Here is a 22095-nt window from a genome sequence, read left to right on the forward strand (position 1 = left end):
AGTGTGAAAAGTAGCAGGTGTTGATGTCGGTGCATAGTGCATCCTGCACGGCCGACACGCCGATGGTTGTGCGCGCTGATCCGGGAGCGTAGCCTTCCCTCAATTCCGGCAAGGAGGCCGGAAGCCGGTCGCGCGCGCCACAAGCTCGCCGTCCGGGCGCGAGAGTGAAGGTTGCGTGAACCGTGACGATCGACAATCAGCCCGCCACCCGTCGGAGTGGCTCCCACACGGATCTCGGGGGACTCGGCCTCGGCGTCATCGACGTCGTGAGTCTGCTGGACTCGGACGGCGTCCGCCACGAGGACGACCGCTACGACGCGTGGGTCTCGGACATCGGCACCGACCAGCTGCTCGCGCTCTACGAGGACATGCGCGTCATCCGGCGCATCGACGCCGAGGCGACCGCCCTGCAGCGTCAGGGCGAGCTGGGCCTCTGGCCCCCGCTGCTCGGCCAGGAGGCCGCCCAGATCGGCTCCGGACGTGCGCTGCGCTCCGACGACTTCGTCTTCTCCAGCTACCGCGAGCACGGCGTCGCCTACTGCCGCGGCGCCGGCCTCGTCGACCTGCTGCGCGTCTGGCGCGGCACGACGCAGAGCGGCTGGAACCCGTACGACATCAACATGGCGACCCCTCAGGTCATCATCGGCGCGCAGACGCTGCACGCGACCGGGTACGCGCTGGGCATCCAGGCCGACGGCACGGACGCGGTCGCCGTGGCGTACTTCGGCGACGGAGCGACCAGCGAAGGGGACGTCAACGAGGCGCTGATCTTCGCGGCGACCTACGCCGCGCCGGTCGTCTTCTTCTGCCAGAACAACCAGTACGCGATCTCCGAGCCCGTCTCGCTGCAGGCGCAGCGTCCCATCGCCGACCGCGCGCCGGGCTTCGGGGTGCCGAGCGTCCGCGTCGACGGCAACGACGTCCTCGCCGTGCTCGCCGTGACCCGTGCAGCGCTCGACCGCGCCCGCACCGGAGGCGGCCCGACCTTCATCGAGGCCGTCACCTACCGGATGGGCCCGCACACGACCGCCGACGACCCCACCCGCTACCGCGACGCGTCCGAGCTCGACCAGTGGCGCGGCAAGGACCCGGTGACGCGCGTCGAGGCGTACCTGAACGCCCAGGGCGCCCTCACCGACGAGCGGATGACCGCGATCCTCGCGAAGGCGGATGCCGTGGCCGCCGAGATGCGCGCGGGCATCACCTCGCTCGCCGACCCGGAGCCGCTGTCCGTCTTCGACAACGTCTACGCCGAGCCGCACACCGGCCTCGCACGCCAGCGGGACCACTACTCGCGGTACCTCCGCACGTTCGTGGGGAGCGACGGACGATGACCTCTCTCAGCATGGCCAAGGCGATCAACGCCGGCCTCCGCCGCTCGCTCGCCGCCGACGACCACGTCGTCCTGATGGGCGAGGACATCGGAACCCTCGGCGGCGTGTTCCGCGTCACCGACGGCCTGCAGACCGAGTTCGGCCCGCGCCGGGTGATGGACTCGCCGCTCGCCGAGTCCGGCATCCTCGGCACGGCGGTCGGGATGGCGTACCGCGGCTACCGGCCGGTGGTCGAGATCCAGTTCGACGGCTTCATCTACCCGGCCTTCGACCAGATCGTGAACCAGGTCGCGCGCATGCACTACCGGACCGGCGGCAACGTCCGGATGCCGATCGTCATCCGCGTCCCCTTCGCCGGCGGCATCGGCTCGGCCGAGCATCACTCCGACTCGCCCGAAGCGTACTTCGCCCACACGGCCGGCCTGCGCGTCGTCAGCCCGTCGGACCCGCAGGACGCCTTCACGCTCATCCAGCAGGCCATCGCCTCCGACGACCCGGTGCTGTTCTTCGAGCCGAAGCGCCGCTACCACGCCAAAGGCGAGGTGGATGAGGACGCCCCGCTCGCGGACGCCCGCCCGATGGGCACCGCACGCGTCGTGACGCAGGGCACCGATGTGACCCTGGTGACCTACGGCGGCCTGGTGCAGTTGGCGCGAGATGCCGCGGTCGCGGCGTCCGACGAGGGCGTCTCGGTCGAGGTCATCGACCTGCGCTCGCTGTCGCCGCTCGACCTGGACACGGTGGTCGCGTCGGTGAAGCGCACCGGCCGCCTCGTCGTCACCCACGAGGCCGCGCTGTCCGGCGGACTGGCGGCGGAGATCTCGGCGTCGATCACCGAGCGCTGCTTCTACCACCTGGAGCACGCGCCGGTCCGGATCACCGGCCACGACATCCCGTACCCGCCCGCACGCCTGGAGTCGGCTCACCTGCCCGACCTGGACCGCATCCTCGACGGCATCGACCGCGCGATGGACCGGCCGAACTCGCTGAGCGGGGTGGAGGACTGATGGCGGTCAAGGAGTTCGCGCTGCCCGACCTCGGTGAGGGACTGACCGAGTCGGAGCTGGTCGCGTGGAAGGTGGCGGTCGGCGACACCGTGCAGCTCAACCAGATCATCGCGGAGGTCGAGACGGCCAAGGCGCTCGTCGAGCTGCCGGCACCGTACGACGGTAAGGTGTCGCGGCTGTTCGTCGAGCCGGGCGTGACGGTGGCGGTAGGGGAGCCGCTGGTCGCGTTCGAGGTGGAGGGGCGGACCCCGGGACGGCGACCGAGTCGCCTGCGCCGGAGGCCGCGGAGGACCGGGTGGCGGACAGCCGTCCGGCGGACGCCCCGGAGCCGACGCTGGTCGGGTACGGCGCGCGGCCGGATGCGGCGAGCCGCCCGGCGCGGCGTGCGCGGCCGGGGCTGGTGGCATCGGGAGTGGGCGGTGGGGCCGCGTCGTCCGTCGCGTCTGCCACCGCGCTGGCCGAGCGGCCGCGGGCGACGCCGCCCGTGCGGAAGCTAGCGCGCGAGCTGGGCGTGGATCTCGCATCCATCGCCGGCTCGGGCGACCGCGGACTGATCACCCGCGCCGATGTGCAGTCGTCCGCCCAGGGCGGCTCCGCACCGACCACGCCGTCCGCCGGGGTGCGCGAGACGCGCATCCCGATCCGCGGCGTGCGCAAGGCGACCGCGGAGGCGATGGTCCGCAGCGCGTTCGGCGCGCCGCAGGCGACCGTCTTCCTCACGGTGGATGTGACGCCGACGACCGAGCTGACCGCCCGCTTGCGCGCGCGTCCCGAGTTCGCCGAGGTGCGTCCCGGGCTGCTCGCGGTGGTCGCGAAGGCGCTTACTCTCGCCGTCCGCCGGACGCCCGAGGTCAACTCCCGCTGGGACGACGCGGCGAACGAGATCGTGCAGGCGGAATACGTCCACCTCGGAATCGCCGCCGCCACCCGCGCGGCCTGATGGTGCCGGTCATCCGGGACGCCGACGCCCTGTCGCTCGCCGACCTCGCCGGCGCGATCCGGCTGCTCGCCGAGACCGCCCGGGCCGGCCGCACCGCGCCGGCCGACCTCAGCGGCGGAACCATCACGATCACCAACGTCGGCGTGTTCGGCGTGGACATCGGGACGCCCATCCTCACCCCCGGCGAGGCGGCGATCCTCGCGGTCGGAGCCGTGCGCAGGCAGCCGTGGGAGCACCAGGGCGGCATCGCCCTCCGCGACGTGCTCACCCTGGCGCTCACCTTCGACCACCGGATCGTCGACGGCGAGCAGGCCTCCCGCTTCCTCGCCGACGTCGGCCGCATCCTCTCCGACCCCGCCTCCGTCCTCACCATGGTCTGACCCGCTCTGCGTGACGCAACACGCCGCGCTCGCCCCGCGCCGCACGGCGCGTCGCGTCAACCACACGCATCCATGGGTCGCAACGCGCCGTCACGGCGCCCGCGTAACGGCGCGTTGCGTCCCACAGACGAAGGACTGGTCCCGACTCGCCGTTATGCGCGCCAGCGTAACGGCGTGTTGGAACCGGTAGGCGCCGCAGCTACGCGTGCAGCGCGGCGTTCAGCTCCACGCCGACGCCCGCGCGGCGCAGCACCTCGACGGCGCCGGTCAGCGAGTTGCGGCGGAACAGCAGCCCCGGCTGACCAGAGAGCTCGGCCGCCTTGACCGTCTGCGGGCGCCCGTCGGCGGTCGGCGCCTCGCCGACGAGCACGACCTTGGTCCCTGCGGTCACATACAGGCCGGCCTCGACGACCGAGTCGTCGCCGATCGAGATGCCGATGCCCGAGTTCGCGCCGAGCAGCGCGCGCTCGCCGATCGAGACGCGGTGCGTCCCGCCGCCCGACAGGGTCCCCATGATGGATGCGCCGCCGCCGATGTCCGACCCGTCGCCCACGACGACGCCCTGCGAGATGCGGCCCTCGACCATCGACGAGCCCAGCGTCCCGGCGTTGAAGTTCACGAAGCCCTCGTGCATGACCGTCGTGCCCGGCGCGAGGTGCGCGCCCAGGCGGACGCGGGAGGCGTCGGCGATGCGGACGCGGTCCGGCGTGACGTAGTCGAGCAGCCGCGGGAACTTGTCCACGCCCGAGACCTGGATGCCCGCCCGCTGCAGCCGCGGACGCAGCCGGTCGAGGTCGGCGGGATTGACCGGGCCCGCGTTGGTCCACGCCACGTTCGGCAGGTGGGCGAAGATGCCATCCAGTGACAGCCCGTTGGGCTGCACGAGCAGGTGCGAGAGCAGGTGAAGGCGCAGGTAGGCGTCCGGCGTCGAGGCAGGAGGCGCATCCAGGTCGATCTCGACCGTGACGATGTCGATGCGGACGGCGCGGCGCGGGTCCTCGCCCGCGAGCTCCTCGAACTCGGCCGGGGCGATCCAGCGGTCGCGGCCGGCGGGCAGCGTCCCGAGCCGGGGCGACGGGTACCAGGTGTCGAGCACCGTGCCGTCGGCCGCGACGGTGGCGAGGCCGTAGCCCCAGGCGGAGCGGGGCGCGGCGGAACTGTCAGGCACGTCTGAAGGCATGCCCCTAGGTTAGTAGGGTGCAGAACGACAGCCTCACCCTCGACCTCAGCGCCACGTCCATCGATCTGACCCGCCAGCTGTGCGACATCGAGTCCGTCTCGGGCAACGAGGGCTCCCTCGCCGACGCCATCGAGGCGTCGCTGGCGGGTCTGCCGCACCTCGAGGTGATCCGCGACGGCGATGCGATCGTCGCCCGCACGAACCTCGGCCGGGAGCGCCGCGCGCTGATCGCCGGGCACATCGACACGGTGCCGCTCAACGGCAACCTGCCGACGCGCTTCGAGACGCAGGACGGCATCCGCTACCTCTGGGGCCGCGGCACGGTGGACATGAAGGCCGGCGTCGCGGTCCAGCTGAAGCTCGCCGCCGAGCTCACCGACCCCGCCGTCGACGTGACGTGGATGTGGTACGACCACGAGGAGGTCAACGCCGAGCTGAACGGCCTCGGCCGCCTCGCCCGCAACCGGCCCGACCTGTTCGTCGGCGACTTCGGCATCCTGGGCGAGCCGAGCAACGGCGTCGTGGAGGGCGGCTGCAACGGCAACCTGCGCGTCGAGGTCCGCACCTACGGCCTGCGCGCGCACTCGGCCCGCGGCTGGGTCGGCGACAACGCCATCCACAAGGCCGCGCCGATCCTGGACATCCTGGCGGGCTACGAGGCGCGCGAGGTGGAGGTCGACGGCCTCGTCTACAAGGAGGGTCTGAACGCGGTCGGCATCTCCGGCGGTGTCGCGGGCAACATCATCCCCGACGAGTGCATGGTGCACATCAACTACCGGTTCGCGCCGTCGCGCAGCTCGCAGGAGGCGATCGAGCACATGCACGAGCTGTTCGGCGACTACGAGATCACGGTGGTCGACCGCGCCGACGGCGCCCGTCCGGGGCTGGATGCGCCGCTCGCGCAGGAGTTCGTCGCCGCGGTCGGCGGCGTGGCCAAGCCGAAGTACGGATGGACCGACGTGGCCCGCTTCAGCGCTCTGGGCATCCCGGCGGTCAACTACGGCCCCGGCGACCCGCTGAAGGCGCACGCCGACGACGAGCGTGTGGACGTGGAGCAGATCGTGGCGGTCGAGGAGGGGCTGCGTGCCTGGCTCACGGGTGCAGGCGCCCGCTGATTCCGTCGCGCAGAGCGACGCCGACGACGCGCCCCGCGAGGGCGCGGGCCTCCGCCGCGCCTGGTGGACGCTGTGGTGGGTGCGCGTGCTGGCCGTCTACCTGGCCGCGCGAGTCGTCACCACGGTGATCCTGCTCGCGTTCGCCGCCGCGGAGGCGAAGAACGCGTGGACGTCGGCCGCACCCGACTACTTCACCTTCGCCAACATCTGGGATGGCCGCTGGTACGAGATCGTCGCGGGCTTCGGCTACCCGGCGAGCTTGCCGACGACGGATGGCGTACACGTCAGCGAGAACGCCTGGGCGTTCATGCCCGGCTTCCCGGGCGTCGTCGACGCGGTCATGTTCATCACTCGGCTGCCGTGGCCGTACGCCGCGGTGCTGGTGTCGTTCCTGGCGGGAGCCGGCGCCGCCCTGGTGTTCCACCAGCTGATGCGGCGGGTCGGGCTCTCGCGGTCGCAGAGCCTCTTCGCGGTGGTGCTGTTCTGCGTCGCGCCAGTATCGCCGCTGTTCCAGGTCGCGTACGCCGAGTCGCTGTACATCCTGCTGCTGGTCACCGCGCTGCTGCTGCTCGTCGAGCGGAGGTACGGCTGGCTCTTCCCGGTCGTGCTGGCGATGGCGTTCACGCGTCCGAGCGGGCTGGCGTTCGCTCTGGCGCTGGCCATGCACGTCGTCTACCGCTGGGTGCGCCGGCGCGACGATCCCTTCCCGGTGCGCGACCGCGTCCTGAGCGTGTCGCTGACCGTGTTCAGCGGACTCGCCGGGCTGGCGTGGCCGGCGATCGCAGCCGTCGCGACGGGGTCGCTCACCGCCTACACCGACACCGAGCTGGCGTGGCGCTCCCCGTACATCGGCTACGTGCACCTGGTGCCGTTCGCGCCGTGGTTCCAGGGGGCCGACTGGTGGGCGAGCGCGATGCTCGGGCTGCCGGGATGGATCGGCGTGGTCGCCCTGGTGGTCATTCTGGCGGCGTTCGCGGTGCTGCTGTTCTCGCCCGCGGTCAGGCGGCTGGGCGTCGACCTGCGCTTCTGGGTGGCCGCCTACTCCCTCTATCTGCTCGCCGTGTTCTTCCCGCAGTCGAGCACCTTCCGCCTGCTGATGCCCCTGTTCCCGCTGCTCGGCGCTCTCGCTCTGCCGCGCAGCCGCGTCTACCGGGTGGCGCTGGTGGCGCTGTTCATCGCGCTCCAGGTGGGATGGGTCGCGATCTGCTGGACGATCGACGGATACGACTGGTCACCGCCGTGATACCCACGATTTCCGCAGGCCCACCAGGATGTCGGATAATAGGAGGACATCCACGAAAGGGGAGCTGCATGGCGGCCATGAAGCCGAGGACCGGGGACGGGCCTATGGAGGCTGTGAAGGAGGGACGGCTCATCATCGTGCGTGTGCCGCTCGAGGGTGGGGGACGACTCGTGGTCTCCGTCAACGACGCGGAAGCCAAAGAGCTCCACGATGCGCTTGCGAGTGTCGTGACCTCCGCCTGAAACAACGTTCTACCGAGAAGGGCCCCGGATCGCACCGATCCGGGGCCCTTCTCGGTAGAACCAGGCCTTACGGCGCGAGCTTGGTGATCTGCAGCAGCCCTTCTCCCGCGGGAGAGAGGGCGGCGATGACCGCGCCGGAGGCGGACGTCTCGGTGATGAGCGTCCGGAAGCCGGTTGCGACCTCATCCCGTGCCGCCGGGTCGGCGACGCGCCCGCGCCACAGCGCCCGGGCGACCAGCACGGTGCCGCCGGGGCGCACCAGACGAAGGCCGTGCTCGACGTACTCGATGACCGACTGCGGGTCGGCGTCGATGAAGACGATGTCGTAGGAGTTCTCGTTCATCCGCGGCAGCACCTCGAGGGCGCGACCGGGGATGAGGCGCACGCGGTTCGCGGGGACGCCCGCCTCGGTGAAGAACGCCCGCGCGTGCTGCTGGTTCTCGACCTCCACGTCGATGGACGTCAGCTGCGCCTCCGTCCCGCCGGTGAGCAGCCACAGGCCGGAGACCCCGACGCCGGTGCCGATCTCGACCACGTTCTCCGCGCGTGTTGCCGCGACGACGACGGCCGCCTGAGCGCCCGTCGCGGGGGAGATCGGCTCGATGCCCAGCTCCAGCGACTGCTGCCGGGCGCGGGCGATCACCTCGCTCTCGACGACGACGTCGTCGGCGAACCTCCAGTTCGAGTCCTTCTCTGACACAGCGCTCCCGTCGATCAGCTGCTTCTCGCGGCTTCTTCCGAGGATACGGTCGGCTGGCACGGCATCCGTGGAGGCACCGCCGCGATACCCTGGAATGGTGTTCGGGCTGACCTTCGACAAGCTGCTGATCGTGGCGGTGATTGCGGCGTTCGTCATCGGCCCGGAGCGCCTCCCGACCTACGCGGCCAAGCTCGGCCAGCTGGTGCGGTCTCTCCGCGACTTCGCGAACGGTGCGAAAGACCGCATGCGCGACGAGATGGGCCCCGAGTTCGACGAGGTCGACTGGAAGAAGCTCGACCCTCGGCAGTACGACCCGCGCCGGATCATTCGCGAGGCGCTGCTGGAGGATCCGGCGGCCGGGGCGGGCGCTGCGGCCGGCGGTGCGATCAAGCCGGTGACGCAGTCCGCGTACGCGCAGCGCAAGATGCCGCTGACGGCGGGCGCGGTGCCGCCGTACGACACCGAGTCCACCTGAGCCGCTGCGGGGCGCGCGGTCGCGCATCCACTACGCTGCGGACATGATCGCAACGGAGCTGTCGCTGACCCGGGCGACCGTCGCGCGGTACGCCGTCGGATCGCTGGGGACCGGCGGTTTCGCCACCCTCCCGGGCCTCGTCCTCGTCTACTACCTGACCGACTCGCTCGGCGTCGCCGCGATCGTCGCCGGCGTCGTGGTCACGGTCGCGAAGGTGTGGGACGTCATCATCGACCCGGTGATCGGCGCCCGGAGCGACCGGATGCTGGCGGTGCGCGGCTCGCGCCGGCCGATGATGCTGCTCGGGGCGATCGCCCTTCCGGTGTTCTTCCTGCTCACGTTCGCGGTGACGCCGGGGACGCCGGCCGGGGTCGCCGCGGTGTGGGTGCTGGTCGCCTTCGTGCTGACGGCGACGGCGTTCAGCCTGTTCCAGGTGCCGTACATCGCGCTGCCGGCCGAGCTCGCGTCCGGCTACGACCAACGGACGCGGCTGCTGACCTGGCGCGTCGTCGTGCTGACGTTCGCCATCCTGCTGTTCGGGGCTGGGGGACCGGCACTGCGGTCGCTCGGCGGCGGCAACGCGTTCAGCGGCTACCTGCTCATGGCCCTCGTCGCCGGTGTCGTGATCGGCGCCGGGATGCTCGTCTCCGCCTTCGTCGCGCCGCGCGGCCTGCCCGGTGCCGACGCGCCGCCGCGGGAGAGCATCCTCGTCACGCTGCGCTCGAACTACGCCGCCGGGGTGCGCGTCCTGCGCGACAGCCAGCCCTTCCGCGCCCTGCTGCTCGCCTTCCTGCTGCAGGGGCTCGCGACCGGGCTGATGCTGGCGGGCGCGAACTACGTTGCGACGTGGGTGCTGCACTCGGAGGACGCGGTGACGCTCCTGTTCATCGCCCTGATCGGCCCGGCGCTGATCGTCACACCGGTCTGGGGTGTGGTCGCCCGGCGCATCGGCAAGGAGCGCGGGTTCGCGATCGCGAGCATCCTGTTCGGCGTCGCCGCGCTGTCCATGGTCGCGCTGCTGTGGGCGCCGGGCGCCTGGGTGTACGCGCCCGTCGCGCTGGCGGGCGCCGCGTACGCGGGGATGCAGTCGCTGCCGATGGCCATGCTCCCCGACGTCATCTCGCACGACGCGCGCCGCAACGGCGAGGGCCGGGCCGGGACCTTCGGCGGGATGTGGACGGCAGGCGAGACCACCGGGATGGCGCTCGGCGCGACCGTGCTCAGCATCGTGCTCGCCGTGAGCGGCTACGTCTCGCGCAGCGCCGCCGCGGCCGATGCCGTTCAGCCGGGGAGCGCGGTCGCGGGCATCGCGCTGAGCTTCAGTCTTATCCCGGCCCTGATCATCGCGGTCAGCCTGGTGCCGCTCGCGCGGTACCGGCTGCGGAAGGGAGACATCGATGGCGTCGTTTGAACAGGCCGCGATCCTCGGGCGGCTCTCCACGCTGCGGGCGGCGGACGCGCCGACGCACGGCGGTCGCGTGCTCAGCTACGTGTACGACTCCGGGATGCCCGAGCTCGACGAGCTGGCCGCGGAGGCCATGCGCCTGGTGCAGCCGGTGAACGGCCTCGACCCGACCACGTTCACGTCGGTCGCGGTGATGGAGCGGGAGGTCGTGGCGTTCGCGCGCGAGCTGCTGCACGGCGGCGACGACGTGGTGGGATCGGTGACCTCCGGCGGGACCGAGTCGTGCCTCCTCGCCGTGAAGACGGCCCGGGATGCGTGGCGCGCGGAGGGCGGCAGCGGCACCCCGCGGCTGGTCGCGCCGGTGACCGTGCACGCGGCGTTCCAGAAGGCGGCGGCCCTCTTCGACCTCGCGCTCGACCTGGTGCCGGTGGACGCGGGCACCGGCCGGGTCTCCGCCGACTCCCTCATCGAGCGCATCGGCGCGGACGTCGCGCTCGTCGTCGTGTCCGCTCCGTCGTACCCGTACGCGACCCTCGACCCGGTGGAGGAGGTCGCGGCCGCGTGCGACGCCGCGGGCGTGGCGTGCCACGTCGACGCCTGCATCGGCGGCTGGGTGCTGCCCTTCTGGCGGTCCGCCGACGGGTCGGCGCTGCCGGCGTGGGACTTCCGCGTGCCCGGGGTCACCAGCGTCTCCGCCGACCTGCACAAGTACGGCTACGCACCGAAGGGCGCCAGCGTGCTGCTGCAGCGCGACCGTGACCGGCAGCGCCGGCAGTACTTCGCCACGACGGGATGGCCGGGCTACCCGGTCGTGAACGCCACGCTGCTCGGCTCGAAGTCGGCGGCGGCGCTGGCTGCATCCTGGGCCATCGTGCAGGCGCTCGGCGCGCGCGGCTTCGCCCGGCTTGCGGAGTCGTGCGGGAGGGCGACGCGTGCTCTGGTGGATGTGGTCGGCGACATCGAGGGCCTGCGGGTCGTGGGCGCGCCGACCGGTCCGTTGTTCGCGGTGGCGACCGACGAGTCCGTGCCGGTGGAGCGGCGCGTGGACCCGCACCACTGGGCCGACCGCGTCCGGCGCCGGGGATGGATCCTGCAGCTGCAGCCCGGCCTCGCGCAGTCCGACGGGACGCGGCTGCCGCACACCACTCACCTTACGATCACGCCCGTGACGGCGGGGCGGCTGGACGAGCTGGAGGCGGCGCTGCGGGGCGCGGCCGACGAGGCGCGCGGCGTCCCGCCGGTCGACCGCGCGGCGGTGCTGGGCGCCCTGCCGCCGGGGCTCGCGGACGCGGGCCCGCTCGACTCCGCGACGGCGGCCCGCATCCTGGGCGCGCTCGGCCTCACCGGAGGCGCGACCCCCGGCCTCCCCGACGACCAGGCCCCGCTGCTCGCCCTCGTGGAGGCGCTGCCGCGCCCCACCGCCGAGCGCCTCCTCGTCGAGCTGCTGGCCCGCGCGGTGGAGCCTCCCGACGCCTGACCCGGCCGCGAGTGGTGAGTAGATGCGCTCATCCGCACCGAGTGGCGACCAGATGTCACCACCCGGCGCCTCAGGGGCAGGTAGTTGCGGTCGACACGCCGTGCAGGTGCGCAACTACCTGCACTTCACGGACGGGGTAGAGCGGGCGCGCGGGGGCGCGTCAGCGGACGGAGAGGCCGAGCTTGCGGCCGGCGAGGCCGCGGGCGCGCATTGCGAGCCGGTCGGCGACCGCGCGGATCGCGGCGGCGGCCGGGTCGGCGGGGTCGGTCACCACGATCGGCGCGCCCGCGTCGCCCCCGGCACGCAGCGGGATGCTGAGCGGCACGCTGGCGAGCAGCGGCACCTCCTCGTCCTGCCCGGCCGACAGCCGTCGCGCGACCTCCGCGCCGCCCCCCGACCCGAACAGCTCGAGCACCGACCCGTCCGGCTGCACCAGCCCGGCCATGTTCTCGATGACGCCGATGACCTTCTGCCCGGTCTGCCGGGCCACGACCCCGCTCCGCTCGGCCACGTCCGCCGCCGCCGGCTGCGGGGTCGTCACGACGAGCACCTCCGCGGTCGGCAGCAGCTGCCCGACCGAGATCGCCACGTCGCCGGTCCCGGGCGGCAGGTCGAGGAGCAGCGCATCCAGGTCGCCGAAGTAGACGTCCGTCAGGAACTGCTGGATGGTGCGGTGCAGCATCGGTCCGCGCCACGCGACCGCCGCCGAGGCGGAGTCGACGAACATCCCGATCGAGACGACCTTCACGCCGTACGCGACCGGCGGAAGGATCATGTCGTCCACGCGCGTCGGACGCGGCGCGACGCCGTTCTCGTCGGTGAGGCCCAGGATGCCGGGGATCGAGAAGCCGTGGACGTCCGCATCCACGATCCCGACGCGCAGCCCGCGCTCCGCCAGGGCGACCGCGAGGTTCGCGGTGACGGTCGACTTGCCGACACCGCCCTTACCGCTGGTCACCGCGTACACCCGGGTCAGCGACTCCGGCCCGAACTGCTGCCCGCGTGCGGGGCGCCCGGCGCTCAGCTTCTCCGTCAGCGCGCGGCGCTCGGCCGGCGTCATCACCGAGACGTCCACCGCGACCGACGTCACGCCCGGCACCGCCGCCGTCGCCGCGCGCACATCCCGCTCGATCGCGTCGGCGGCCGGACACCCCACGATGGTCAGCTTGATGCCGACCGACGCGCGGCCGTCCGCATCCACCGCCACCGCGTCCACCATGTCGAGCTCGGTGATCGGCTTGCGGATCTCCGGGTCGAGCACCGCGGACAACGCGCCGCGGACCGCGCCGGACAGGTCGGACACGTCAGGCACGGGCCGCCTGTTCGCCCTCGCCCGACTCGGACTTCTCCAGGTCTTCGAGCAGCGACCTCAGCTCGGCGCGGATGAAGTCCTTCGTCGCCATGTCGCGCACGGCCAGCCGCAGCGCGACGACCTCGCGGGCCAGGTACTCGGTGTCGGCGAGGTTGCGCTCGGCGCGCTGCCGATCCTGCTCGATCTGGACGCGGTCGCGGTCGTCCTGCCGGTTCTGCGCGAGCAGGATGAGCGGGGCCGCGTACGACGCCTGAAGGGACAGCACCAGCGTCAGTGCAATGAACCCGAGTGCGGAGGAGTCGAAACGCCACGCGTTGGGTGCGAGCGTGTTCCAGCCCATCCAGGCGACGACGAAGATCGTGAGACCGAGCACGAACCACGGCGTGCCCATGGCGCGCGCGATCCACTCGGTGAACCGCCCGAAGCGGTCTCTGGACTCCACCGGCGTGCGCCGGAGCACCGGTGTCCGGAGGCCCTTGGGGGCGTCCAGCGCCGTATCCTGCCTACCTCGTGCCACTTCCGCCCCTCCTTCCGTTCACAACGCGGATGCTGCCGGTCTGGTCGGACGGCTCCGTGCGTTTCACGGGGTCGTCCTCGTCTTGACTTCGCCAGTCGTCGGGGAGCAGGTAGTCGAGGATGTCGTCGATGGTCACCACCCCGACGAGCCGGTGCTTGTCGTCCACGACTGGGACGGAGACGAGGTTGTACGAGGCCAGGATGCGCGACACCTCGGCCGCCGAGGTGTCGGCGGTCACGGGCTCCAGGCCCGGGTCGAGCAGGGTGCCGAGGCGGACGTGCGGGGGATAGCGCAGCATCCGCTGGAAGTGCACGACGCCGAGGAAGCGGCCGGTCGGCGCCTCGTACGGCGGCAGGGTCACGCAGACGGCGGCGCCGAGCGCCGGCGCGAGCTCGTGGCGGCGGATGAGGGCGAGGCCTTCCGCGACGGTGGCGTCGGCCGACACGATGATCGGCTCGGTCGTCATCAGACCGCCGGCGGTGTCCGGGTTGTAGCTGAGGAGCATGCGGACGTCCTCCGCCTCCTCCGGCTCCATCAGCTCCAGGAGGTGCTCGCCGCGCTCGTCGGAGAGCTGCGCGATGAGGTCGGCCGCGTCGTCCGGCTGCATCTGGTCGAGCACGTCGGCCGCGCGGTCGTCGTCGAGCTGGGCGAGGATCTGCACCTGCTCGCTCTCGGGCATCTCCTCCAGCACGTCGGCGAGCCGGTCGTCCGGCAGCTCCTCGGCGACCTCCAGCATGCGCTGCTGCGGAGGTCGAGGAGCGTGTTCGCCAGGTCGGCGGGTTTGAGCTCGGAGTAGGTCGCGATCAGCTGCTCGGCAGATTGCGCCTCGCCGCGGTTCTGCTTCTCGCGCACCTCGTTCCAGCTGACGAAGGTGGTCGGGCCCTTCCCGAACGGGGACGGACCGGTCTTCGGCTTCCGCACGAAGAGCTGGCTGATCGCCCAGTCGCCGGTGTCGCTGTCCTCGATCGCGACGTCCTCGATCGTCGCCTCGCCGCTGCCGTCGGCGAACACCACGCGCCGGCCGAGCATCTCGGCGATGACGCGCACCTCTCCGCCGCGCTGCTCGAAGCGGCGCAGGTTGATGAGGCCGTTGGTGATGATCTGCCCGCTCGAGATGCTGGTGACGCGCCCGATCGAGAGGAAGACGCGGCGCTTTCCCGGGATCTCGACGATGAGGCCGACCACCCGCGGCGGGTCGTTCTTGCGGTACACCACGAGGACGTCGCGGACCTTGCCGACCCGGTCACCGACAGGGTCGAACACGGTCGTCCCGGCGAGGCGGGCGACGAACACTCTCGTGGCACTCACCCTATAAACCTAAGCCCTCGCGGGTGAACGACAGCTGTTTCCTGTGCCGGGCACGGGCGGGGATGGAACAATGGCCCCATGAGCACACCCGGTCCGATGAACGCGCGCAACCGCATCCTCTTCCCGACCCTGCCGCGGGGCGAGGTGGTCTCCACCTTCGAGAGCTACCCGCAGGCACAGGAGGCGGTGGATGTGCTGGCCCGCGCGGACTTCCCGGTCGACAAGGTCTCGATCGTCGGCAGCGACCTGAAGAGCGTCGAGCGGGTCACCGGCAAGCTGACTTGGGGACGCGCTGCACTCGCGGGCGCTGCGTCCGGAGCCTGGCTCGGCCTGTTCTTCGGCCTGCTGCTCATCATCTTCTCGCCGACGGTCAGCCTGGCCTTCGTGCTCGCCGCGCTGCTGATCGGCGCCGGGTTCGGGATGCTGTGGGGCCTGGTCACGTACGGCGTGAACCGGCGTCGTCGCGACTTCACGTCGATCCAGCAGGTCATCGCCACCAGCTACTCGGTCGTCGTGGACAGCGAGCTCGGCAACCGCGCCCGCAACCTGCTCCAGGGCGGGGGAGCGGAGCAGCCGGCCGCCCCCACCGCCACCGCACCCGGATGGACGCCGCCGCCGCAGCCGCAGCACCCGTCCGACCCGCCGCCCGCACCGCCTGTTCCGTCCGCGGCGGACGACCGTCCCCCCGCGCCGCCGGCTTGAGCCGCCGAAGTGCAGGTAGTTGCGGTCGACACGCCGTAGGGCACCGCAACTAGCTGCACTTCACGGATGAAAAAGGTCAGCGGGAGAGGCGGCGCACCCAGGCCTCGACGTCGTCCGCCGTGCGCGGGATGCCGATCGACAGGTTCTCCGCGCCGTCGGCCGTGACCAGGATGTTGTCCTCGATCCGCACGCCGATCCCACGGAACCGCTCGGGCACCGTCAGATCGTCCGGCTGGAAGTACAGTCCCGGCTCGATGGTGAACACCATGCCGGGCTCCAGCACGCCGTCGAGATAGAGGTCGCGCCGCGCCTGCGCACAGTCGTGCACGTCGAGGCCGAGGTGGTGGCTCGTCCCGTGCACCATGTAGCGGCGGTGCTGCTGGTTCTCTTGCTGCAGCGCCTCCTCCGCGCTGACCGGGAGCAGCCCCCACTCGGCGGTGCGGCGGGCGATCACGCCCATCGCGGTGGCGTGGATCTCGCGGAAGCGGATCCCCGGCTTCACGATCGCGAACGCCGCGTCAGCCGCCTCGAGCACCGCCTCGTAGATCATCCGCTGCGTCTCGGTGAACGTCCCGTCGATCGGGAACGTGCGGGTGATGTCGGCGGTGTAGTAGCTGTCGAGCTCGACGCCCGCATCCATCAGGATGAGGTCGCCCGGCACGACCGGACCGTCGTTGCGCGTCCAGTGCAGGATGCAGGCGTGCGGTCCGCTCGCCGCGATCGTGTCGTAGCCGACCGTGTTGCCGTCGGCGCGGGCGCGTCCGTTGAACACGCCCTCGACCAGCCGCTCGCCGCGCGGGTGGGCGGTGATGCGCGGCAGGTCGGCGATCACGTCCTCGAAGCCGCGCGCGGTCGCCTCCACCGCCGCGCGCAGCTCGGCGATCTCGAAGTCGTCCTTGACCAGGCGCAGCTCGGAGAGGTCGCGGGCGAGCCGGTCGTCGTCCGCGTGGTCCTCGGCGTCCGCCGCGCCGGCGTCGTCGGCGTCGCCGAGCAGCAGACGGGCGGCATCCACTTCGTCGGTGAGCGCCGGGTCGGCCTCGCGGAGCACGATCGTGTCCGCATCCACCGCGTCGAGCACCGCCTGCACCTCGGCGATGCCGCGCGTGGGCAGCCCGAGGTCGCTCGCGACCTGCGCGAGGGACGGGCGCGGCCCGATCCAGAACTCGCCGATCTCCGGGTTGGCGTAGAACTCGTCGGAGTCGCGACCGGCGCGCTCCCGGAAGTAGAGGGTCGCGTCGTGGCCGGATGCTGTCGGCTCCAGCACGAGCACGCTGCCCGGCTCGGAGTCGGAGCCCCAGCCGGTCAGGTGTGCGAACGCCGAGTGAGCGCGGAACGCGTAGTCGGTGTCGTTGCTGCGCTGCTTCAGCCGCCCGGCCGGGATGATCAGCCGCTTGCCGGGGAAGAGTTCGGACACCCGTGCGCGTCGGGCGGCCGCGTACGCGGCCTGCGGCCGAGCACCGGGAAGCGCCTCCGGCCTGTCGGCCCACCCGCTGCCGATGTACTCCCGGAACGCGTCCGACCCCGGCGTGGTCGAGCGGTTCTGCGTGGCGCGCGGCGCCTGGTCGGTCGTGCTCTGCGTGGACTGCGACATGCCGACCATTCTTCCACTCCTAGGATGTTGACCATGGCTGAAGCGCGACGGTTCCGTGGTCCCGTCGACCTGCACACGCACTCCAGCGTCTCCGACGGCACCGAGACGCCGGCGGAGCTGGTGCGGTCGGCCGCCGCCGCGGGACTCGGCACCGTCGCCCTGACCGACCACGACTCGACCACCGGATGGGCGGAGGCGGCCGACGAGGGCGCGCGCTCGGGCATCACGGTCATCCCGGGTATGGAGCTCTCCACCCGCATCGAGTTCGCCAGCGTCCACATGCTCGGCTACCTGTTCGACCCGGCGAACGAGGCGCTCGTCGCCGAGACGAAGCGCATCCGCGACGGCCGCATGCGGCGCGCAGAGGACATGGTGCGCCGGATCTCCGCCGACTACGACATCACGTGGGACGACGTGCTCGCGCAGGCGACCGAGGGCGCGACCGTCGGCCGCCCGCACATCGCCGACGCCCTCGTCGCCCGGGGGCTGGCGTCCGACCGCAGCGCCGCGTTCGCGGGCATCCTTCACTGGCGCAGCGGCTACTTCCAGCCGCACTACGCGCCGGAGCCGCTGACCGGCGTGCGGCTCATCCGCGGTGCGGGCGGCCTTCCCGTGCTCGCGCATCCCGCGACCGGCGGTCGCAGCCGCGTCATCCCCGAGGATCGGCTCCGGCGCCTGGTGGATGCGGGACTCTTCGGCCTCGAGCTCGACCACCGCGAGAACACGCCCGACGGGGTGGCCCGGCTGCGGGAGCTGGCGGCGCGGTACGGGCTGCGGATCACCGGCTCCAGCGACTACCACGGCGCAGGCAAACCCAACCGTCTGGGCGAGAACACGACAGACCCGGCCGTCGTGGACGCGATGATCGAAGAAGCGACAGGCGCGGCGCCTTTCTACGCTCCGTGACCTCCACCCCGTAGCCTGGACCCCGGTCGGGGTTGAGAGACGAGGTGTGCGGGTGAGACGGTTCTGGCGAGGATCGGCGGTCGCGGCCGCACTGACGGCCGCCCTGGTGATCGCGGGCGGCGCCGCCCCGGCCAGCGCGGACACGTATCCCTCGTGGGACGACGTGCAGGCCGCCAAGGCCAACGCCGCCGCCGCCCAAGCCGAGGTGGACCGGATCAACGGGCTCCTGCAGAGCCTGCAGTCCGCGGCCAACGCCGCCGGCGACCTGGCCGTGAAGCGGCTCGGCGAGTACGGCGCGGCCGAGGACGCTCTGCAGAAGGCGACCGCCAAGGCCGACGACCTCGCCGCCAAGGCGCAGGATGCGACGGCGAAGGCCGACCAGCTCAGGGCGCAGAGCGGCAAACTGGCCGAGCAGCTGAGCCGCGCCGGCACCTCATCGGTGTCGCTGCGCCTCTTCCTCAGCCCGAATGCGTCGAAGTCCGACACCCTGCTCTACCAGCTCGGGGCCGTGTCCCAGCTCGCCGACCGCAGCAGCGCGCTGTTCGCCCAGGCCAACGCGCAGAAGAACGTGGCGTCGTCGCTGAGCACCCAGGCGGCGGGCGCCAAGACCATCCGCGACCAGCTGGCGACTGCGGCGAAGAAGGCGCTGGAGGCGGCGACCGCGGCGAAGCAGGCGGCGGATGCGCAGCTCGCCGACCAGAAGCAGCACGCGAACACGCTCTACGCGCAGCTCGCCGCCCTCAAGAACACGCAGGCGTCGGTCGAGCAGCAGTACGCGGCCGGACAGGCGGCGGCCGCCGCTGCCGCCGCTGCGGCGAACACCGGCGGCGGGGCCGACGGCTTCGCCCCGCCGCCCGGCATGGTGGTCGACCCGGCCGGCGCACAGGCGTACGCCGCGAGCCGTCTGGGGGCGTTCGGCTGGGGGAGCGATCAGATGCCGTGCCTGATCAAGCTGTGGAACCACGAGTCCGGTTGGCGCGCGGACGCCTACAACACGTCGAGCGGCGCCTACGGCATCCCGCAGTCGCTGCCGGCCAGCAAGATGGCGACCGCGGGCGCGGACTGGATGACGAACCAGAACACGCAGGTCAACTGGGGCCTGGACTACATCAACCGCGCTTACGGGTCACCGTGCGCCGCGTGGTCGTTCGAGATGAGCCACGACCCCAACTGGTACTGACACGCAGACGATCCCCGGATCCTTCCGGCTTCCTCAGCGGAAGCGGCCGAAGAATCCGGGGACCGTCGGATGCGCTTGGCTCAGCTCGCGGGTGTCGCGGGGGAGCCGCCGCGGGAGCGGCGACGACGGCGGCGCGGGGCGCTGTTGCCGTCGCGGTGCTGCTGTCCGCCTCCGTCGTGCGTGCCTGTTGCGGCCTTCGGCTCGCCGCCTTCAGCCGGGGCCGCCGAGGACTCGCCCTGCGCCGCGTTCCCCTGGGCCGATCCCGAACCCGAACCGCCGCGCGTGCGGCGACGGCTGCGGCCGGAACGCTCGCCGCCGTCGGGGCCGGTCGAGTCGGAACGGCCGCCGCGCGACGGCTGTGCGCCCTCAGCCTGCGGCGCCTTGACGGCGGGAGTCGCCTTCAGACGGCCTCGCACCCCGGCCGGGATGTCGAGGTCGCTGTAGAGGTGCGGCGACGACGAGTAGGTCTCCGTCGGCTCCGGCTGCCCGAACTCCAGCGCCCGGTTGATGAGGGCCCACTTGTGCAGATCCTCCCAGTCGACGAAGGTCACGGCGATGCCGGTCTTGCCCGCGCGACCCGTGCGGCCGGCGCGGTGCAGGTACGTCTTCTCGTCGTCAGGGATGGTGTGGTTGATCACATGTGTCACGTCGTCGACGTCGATGCCACGGGCGGCGACGTCGGTCGCGATCAGGATGTCCTTCTTGCCCGCCTTGAACGCGGCCATGGCGCGCTCGCGCTGCTCCTGGTTGAGGTCGCCGTGCACGGCGGCGGCGTTGAAGCCGCGGTCGTTCAGCTCCTCGACCAGCTTGGCGGCAGCGCGCTTGGTGCGCGTGAAGATGACGGTCTTGCCGCGGCCCTCGGCCTGCAGGATGCGTGAGATGACCTCGTCCTTGTCGAGCGAGTGAGCGCGGTAGATCAGGTGCTTGATGTTCGCCTGGATCTGGCCCTCGTCGGGGTCGGAGGCGCGGATGTGCACCGGGCGCGTCATGAAGCGGCGCGCGAGCGCGACGATCGGGCCAGGCATGGTCGCCGAGAAGAGCATGGTGTGGCGGGTGGCCGGTGTCTGCGCGAACAGCTTCTCGATGTCGGCGAGGAAGCCGAGGTCGAGCATCTTGTCGGCCTCGTCGAGCACCATCTCCTGCACGCCGGCGAGGCTGAGCATGCGCTGGCCGGCGAGGTCGAGCAGACGGCCGGGCGTGCCGACGACGATCTGGGCGCCCGCCTTGAGCTGGGCGACCTGACCCTCGTACGCCTTACCGCCGTAGATCGCGGCGATGGTGGTCGGGCGCCCGGCGGCGGCCAGCTCGAGGTCTTCGTAGACCTGGATGGCCAGCTCGCGGGTCGGCACGACGACGAGGGCCTTCACGCCGGGCTCCGGGTCGAGCCCGAGGCGCTGGATGAGGGGAAGGCCGAAGCCGAGGGTCTTACCCGTTCCCGTCTTGGCCTGGCCGATGATGTCCTGGCCGGTGAGGGCGAGCGGGATGGTCTGCGACTGGATGGGGAACGGCTCCACGATGCCCTTGGCCGCGAGCGCGTCCACCATGTCCTGGTCGATGTTCAGTTCTGAGAAAGTCACTGTGAGGTTTGCCTGTCGATTCGATCGGAAGGTCTACGCCTTGTTCTCTGTCGCAGGCGTAGGGCCGTCGATCCTGCGCCGACGGCGTTCCAAGCCTACTGGACCCGCCCGATACACTGCTGAGCATGTCCACGTGGTTCACCCGGCGCCGGCCCAACGTCGAGCTCCCGCGCCTGACGCCGCGTCGGCCTGTCACCACCGTCCGCGTCGACCTGCACGAGGTCATGCCCGACCTCGTGCCCTACCTCGGTCAGGCCGCGTACCTGCAGTTGGAGCAGTTCGAGACGCTCTCGCGCGTCGCCGCTGAGACCGAAGACCTGCACGCGAAGCAGCTCGTGTCGGCCGCGGCCGGGCATGCGCTCTCCAAGCACCAGGGCATCGTCGCCGAGCTGCGCCGCCGCGGCGACGACCCGGCGGCCGCGATGGAGCCGTTCGCGGTCGAGATCGAGGGCTTCAGCGCCCTCATCGTCGGCGCCGACTGGCGCGAGACGCTGCTGTCCGCGCTGGTGACCGGCGGCCTGCTCGACGACTTCTTCATCCGCCTCGCTGCCGGCCTCCCGGGCGACGTCGGTCCGCGCCTGGCGCACCTGCTCGGCTCGGAGTCGGGTCAGGAGGGCGTGCTGGAGGTTCTGCGAACCGAGATCGGCAAAGACCCCCGGCTGGCGTCACGCCTCGCGATGTGGGGCCGCCGCCTGGTGGGCGACACGCTGCTGGTGGCGCGTTCGGCGCTGCACCTCTCGGGCAACCGCGCCACCGACGAGGAGCGGATCGAGCCGATCTTCACCGAGCTGATCGCGGCCCACACCCGGCGGATGGATGCGCTGGGGCTGACGGCGTAGCGGCTCCCGGCGGCCTCAGCGCGCGACCGCGCCCCGGGTGAGCGTGTGCAGCATCCGGTCGTCGCCGGCCGTACGCGCTCGCCCGACCGCGAGGTCGACGACCGCGACGACGAGCGCCGTGCCGAGCAGGGTGATCCACCAGATCCAGCCGCCGTCCCATTTGAGGCCGGCCCAGGTCAGGCCGACCCAGAGGACGGAGGCGGTGATGACGCCGACCGCCGGGATCAGCACGGACCCGTGCGCGTGGCGGTACGGCAGAAGGTAGCGCCCGGCGAGCCCGATGATGGCTCCGCCGAGGACGACGAAGAGCAGTTCCACGAGTGGAGGCTAGCCGACGAAGCCGATCCGGCGCGATTCCTCGGTGCCGAACTCGACGTACGCGATGCCCGCCGTGGGGACGACGTAGAGGCGGCCCTTGTCGTCGTGGAGCTCGAGCACGCCGCCGCCGTTCGTCAGGGCGGTCTTCACCTGCCCGGTGAGCTCCTCGGCCGACTGCGACGTCTCGAAGCTGAGCTCGCGGGGGGCGTTGACGATTCCGATGCGGATCTCCACGACGGTACCTTTCAGGAGTTCTGGGCGTTCCGAGCCTGACCGGCCGGTGTGAGTTCAGACTACGGCACACGGCTCGCGGCCCCCGCTCGCGTTCTCTGTCGGCGGACGCCGAT

General features: G+C 71.8%; 19 protein-coding genes and 2 pseudogenes. 12 read left to right on the plus strand and 9 right to left on the minus strand.

The window, feature by feature from the left end; translation table 11 throughout:
- Positions 1-182: 182 nt before the first annotated feature.
- The 3 genes and pseudogenes from A0130_17390 (at position 183) to A0130_17400 (ending at position 3661) form a co-directional block, all read left to right on the plus strand.
- Positions 183-1334, plus strand: a complete 1152-nt coding sequence (locus A0130_17390) for a pyruvate dehydrogenase (acetyl-transferring) E1 component subunit alpha (protein ID ANF33195.1) — start codon at positions 183-185, stop codon at positions 1332-1334.
- Positions 1331-2341: a 2-oxoisovalerate dehydrogenase gene (locus tag A0130_17395; protein ANF33196.1), complete on the plus strand. Its 1011-nt coding sequence runs from the start codon at positions 1331-1333 to the stop codon at positions 2339-2341. The genes A0130_17390 and A0130_17395 overlap by 4 nt, the downstream gene beginning before the upstream one ends.
- Positions 2341-3661 (plus strand): annotated as a pseudogene (locus tag A0130_17400) (branched-chain alpha-keto acid dehydrogenase subunit E2). Before A0130_17395 ends, A0130_17400 begins: the two are co-directional and overlap by 1 nt.
- Positions 3662-3860: 199 nt before the next feature.
- Here A0130_17400 and A0130_17405 read toward each other — a convergent pair.
- A complete protein-coding gene (locus A0130_17405; GenBank protein ID ANF33197.1) occupies positions 3861-4841 on the minus strand; it encodes a 2,3,4,5-tetrahydropyridine-2,6-dicarboxylate N-succinyltransferase in 981 nt (326 codons plus the stop codon).
- Between the two features lie 17 nt (positions 4842-4858).
- Between A0130_17405 and A0130_17410 the strand changes: the two genes are divergently transcribed.
- Together A0130_17410 and A0130_17415 are read left to right on the plus strand one after the other, a co-directional pair.
- Positions 4859-5956 (plus strand): succinyl-diaminopimelate desuccinylase, encoded by a 1098-nt coding sequence (locus tag A0130_17410; GenBank protein ANF33198.1) that lies wholly within the window; start codon positions 4859-4861, stop codon positions 5954-5956.
- A complete protein-coding gene (locus A0130_17415) occupies positions 5925-7199 on the plus strand; it encodes a hypothetical protein (GenBank protein ID ANF33199.1) in 1275 nt (424 codons plus the stop codon). The genes A0130_17410 and A0130_17415 overlap by 32 nt, the downstream gene beginning before the upstream one ends.
- Before the next feature lie 309 nt (positions 7200-7508).
- On the opposite strand, the gene A0130_17420 is transcribed toward A0130_17415, so the two are convergent.
- Positions 7509-8141, minus strand: a complete 633-nt coding sequence (locus tag A0130_17420; protein ANF33520.1) for a methyltransferase — start codon at positions 8139-8141, stop codon at positions 7509-7511.
- Between the two features lie 97 nt (positions 8142-8238).
- Here A0130_17420 and A0130_17425 point away from each other — a divergent pair, with 97 nt between their 5' ends.
- The 3 genes from A0130_17425 to A0130_17435 are packed head-to-tail and all read left to right on the plus strand — an operon-like array spanning position 8239 to position 11498.
- Positions 8239-8616 carry a translocase gene (locus tag A0130_17425; protein ID ANF33521.1) on the plus strand — a complete coding sequence of 126 codons (378 nt, stop codon included), beginning with the start codon at positions 8239-8241 and terminating at the stop codon, positions 8614-8616.
- Positions 8617-8659: 43 nt separating this feature from the next.
- The gene (locus A0130_17430) at positions 8660-10027 is read left to right on the plus strand and encodes an MFS transporter (GenBank protein ID ANF33200.1); all 1368 of its coding nucleotides are present in this window, start codon (positions 8660-8662) and stop codon (positions 10025-10027) included.
- Positions 10014-11498 carry a pyridoxal-dependent decarboxylase gene (locus A0130_17435; GenBank protein ANF33201.1) on the plus strand — a complete coding sequence of 495 codons (1485 nt, stop codon included), beginning with the start codon at positions 10014-10016 and terminating at the stop codon, positions 11496-11498. The genes A0130_17430 and A0130_17435 overlap by 14 nt, the downstream gene beginning before the upstream one ends.
- A 160-nt stretch (positions 11499-11658) precedes the next feature.
- Here A0130_17435 and A0130_17440 read toward each other — a convergent pair whose 3' ends face one another.
- From A0130_17440 to A0130_17450, 3 genes and pseudogenes are all read right to left on the minus strand, one after another.
- Entirely contained in the window at positions 11659-12810 is a 1152-nt protein-coding gene (locus A0130_17440; protein ANF33202.1) for a sodium:proton antiporter, read from the minus strand.
- Positions 12803-13327: a hypothetical protein gene (locus A0130_17445; protein ID ANF33203.1), complete on the minus strand. Its 525-nt coding sequence runs from the start codon at positions 13325-13327 to the stop codon at positions 12803-12805. The genes A0130_17440 and A0130_17445 overlap by 8 nt, the downstream gene beginning before the upstream one ends.
- Positions 13314-14635 (minus strand): annotated as a pseudogene (locus A0130_17450) (magnesium transporter). Before A0130_17450 ends, A0130_17445 begins: the two are co-directional and overlap by 14 nt.
- Positions 14636-14713: 78 nt before the next feature.
- On the opposite strand from A0130_17450, the gene A0130_17455 reads away from it, so the two are divergent.
- Positions 14714-15337 carry a hypothetical protein gene (locus A0130_17455; GenBank protein ID ANF33204.1) on the plus strand — a complete coding sequence of 208 codons (624 nt, stop codon included), beginning with the start codon at positions 14714-14716 and terminating at the stop codon, positions 15335-15337.
- A 76-nt stretch (positions 15338-15413) separates the two neighbouring features.
- Here the strand turns inward: A0130_17455 and A0130_17460 are convergent, their stop codons facing one another.
- On the minus strand, positions 15414-16928 hold the full coding sequence (locus A0130_17460) for a Xaa-Pro aminopeptidase (GenBank protein ID ANF33522.1): 1515 nt from the start codon (positions 16926-16928) through the stop codon (positions 15414-15416).
- Between the two features lie 33 nt (positions 16929-16961).
- Here A0130_17460 and A0130_17465 point away from each other — a divergent pair, with 33 nt between their 5' ends.
- Positions 16962-17834: a phosphatase gene (locus tag A0130_17465; protein ANF33205.1), complete on the plus strand. Its 873-nt coding sequence runs from the start codon at positions 16962-16964 to the stop codon at positions 17832-17834.
- A gap of 52 nt (positions 17835-17886) precedes the next feature.
- Positions 17887-19014 (plus strand): hypothetical protein, encoded by a 1128-nt coding sequence (locus A0130_17470; GenBank protein ANF33206.1) that lies wholly within the window; start codon positions 17887-17889, stop codon positions 19012-19014.
- Positions 19015-19094: 80 nt separating this feature from the next.
- Here A0130_17470 and A0130_17475 read toward each other — a convergent pair whose 3' ends face one another.
- Positions 19095-20591 (minus strand): RNA helicase, encoded by a 1497-nt coding sequence (locus A0130_17475; protein ID ANF33207.1) that lies wholly within the window; start codon positions 20589-20591, stop codon positions 19095-19097.
- A 125-nt stretch (positions 20592-20716) separates the two neighbouring features.
- Here A0130_17475 and A0130_17480 point away from each other — a divergent pair, with 125 nt between their 5' ends.
- Positions 20717-21430, plus strand: coding sequence for a hypothetical protein (locus tag A0130_17480; GenBank protein ID ANF33208.1), 714 nt, complete (start codon positions 20717-20719; stop codon positions 21428-21430).
- 15 nt (positions 21431-21445) lie between these two features.
- On the opposite strand, the gene A0130_17485 is transcribed toward A0130_17480, so the two are convergent.
- Both A0130_17485 and A0130_17490 read right to left on the minus strand, forming a co-directional pair.
- Positions 21446-21748 (minus strand): hypothetical protein, encoded by a 303-nt coding sequence (locus A0130_17485; protein ANF33209.1) that lies wholly within the window; start codon positions 21746-21748, stop codon positions 21446-21448.
- A gap of 9 nt (positions 21749-21757) precedes the next feature.
- Entirely contained in the window at positions 21758-21982 is a 225-nt protein-coding gene (locus A0130_17490; protein ID ANF33210.1) for an ATP-binding protein, read from the minus strand.
- Positions 21983-22095 lie beyond the last annotated feature (113 nt).

Origin of the sequence: Leifsonia xyli (assembly GCA_001647635.1) — a bacterium.
Lineage (GTDB): Bacteria > Actinomycetota > Actinomycetes > Actinomycetales > Microbacteriaceae > Leifsonia > Leifsonia xyli_A.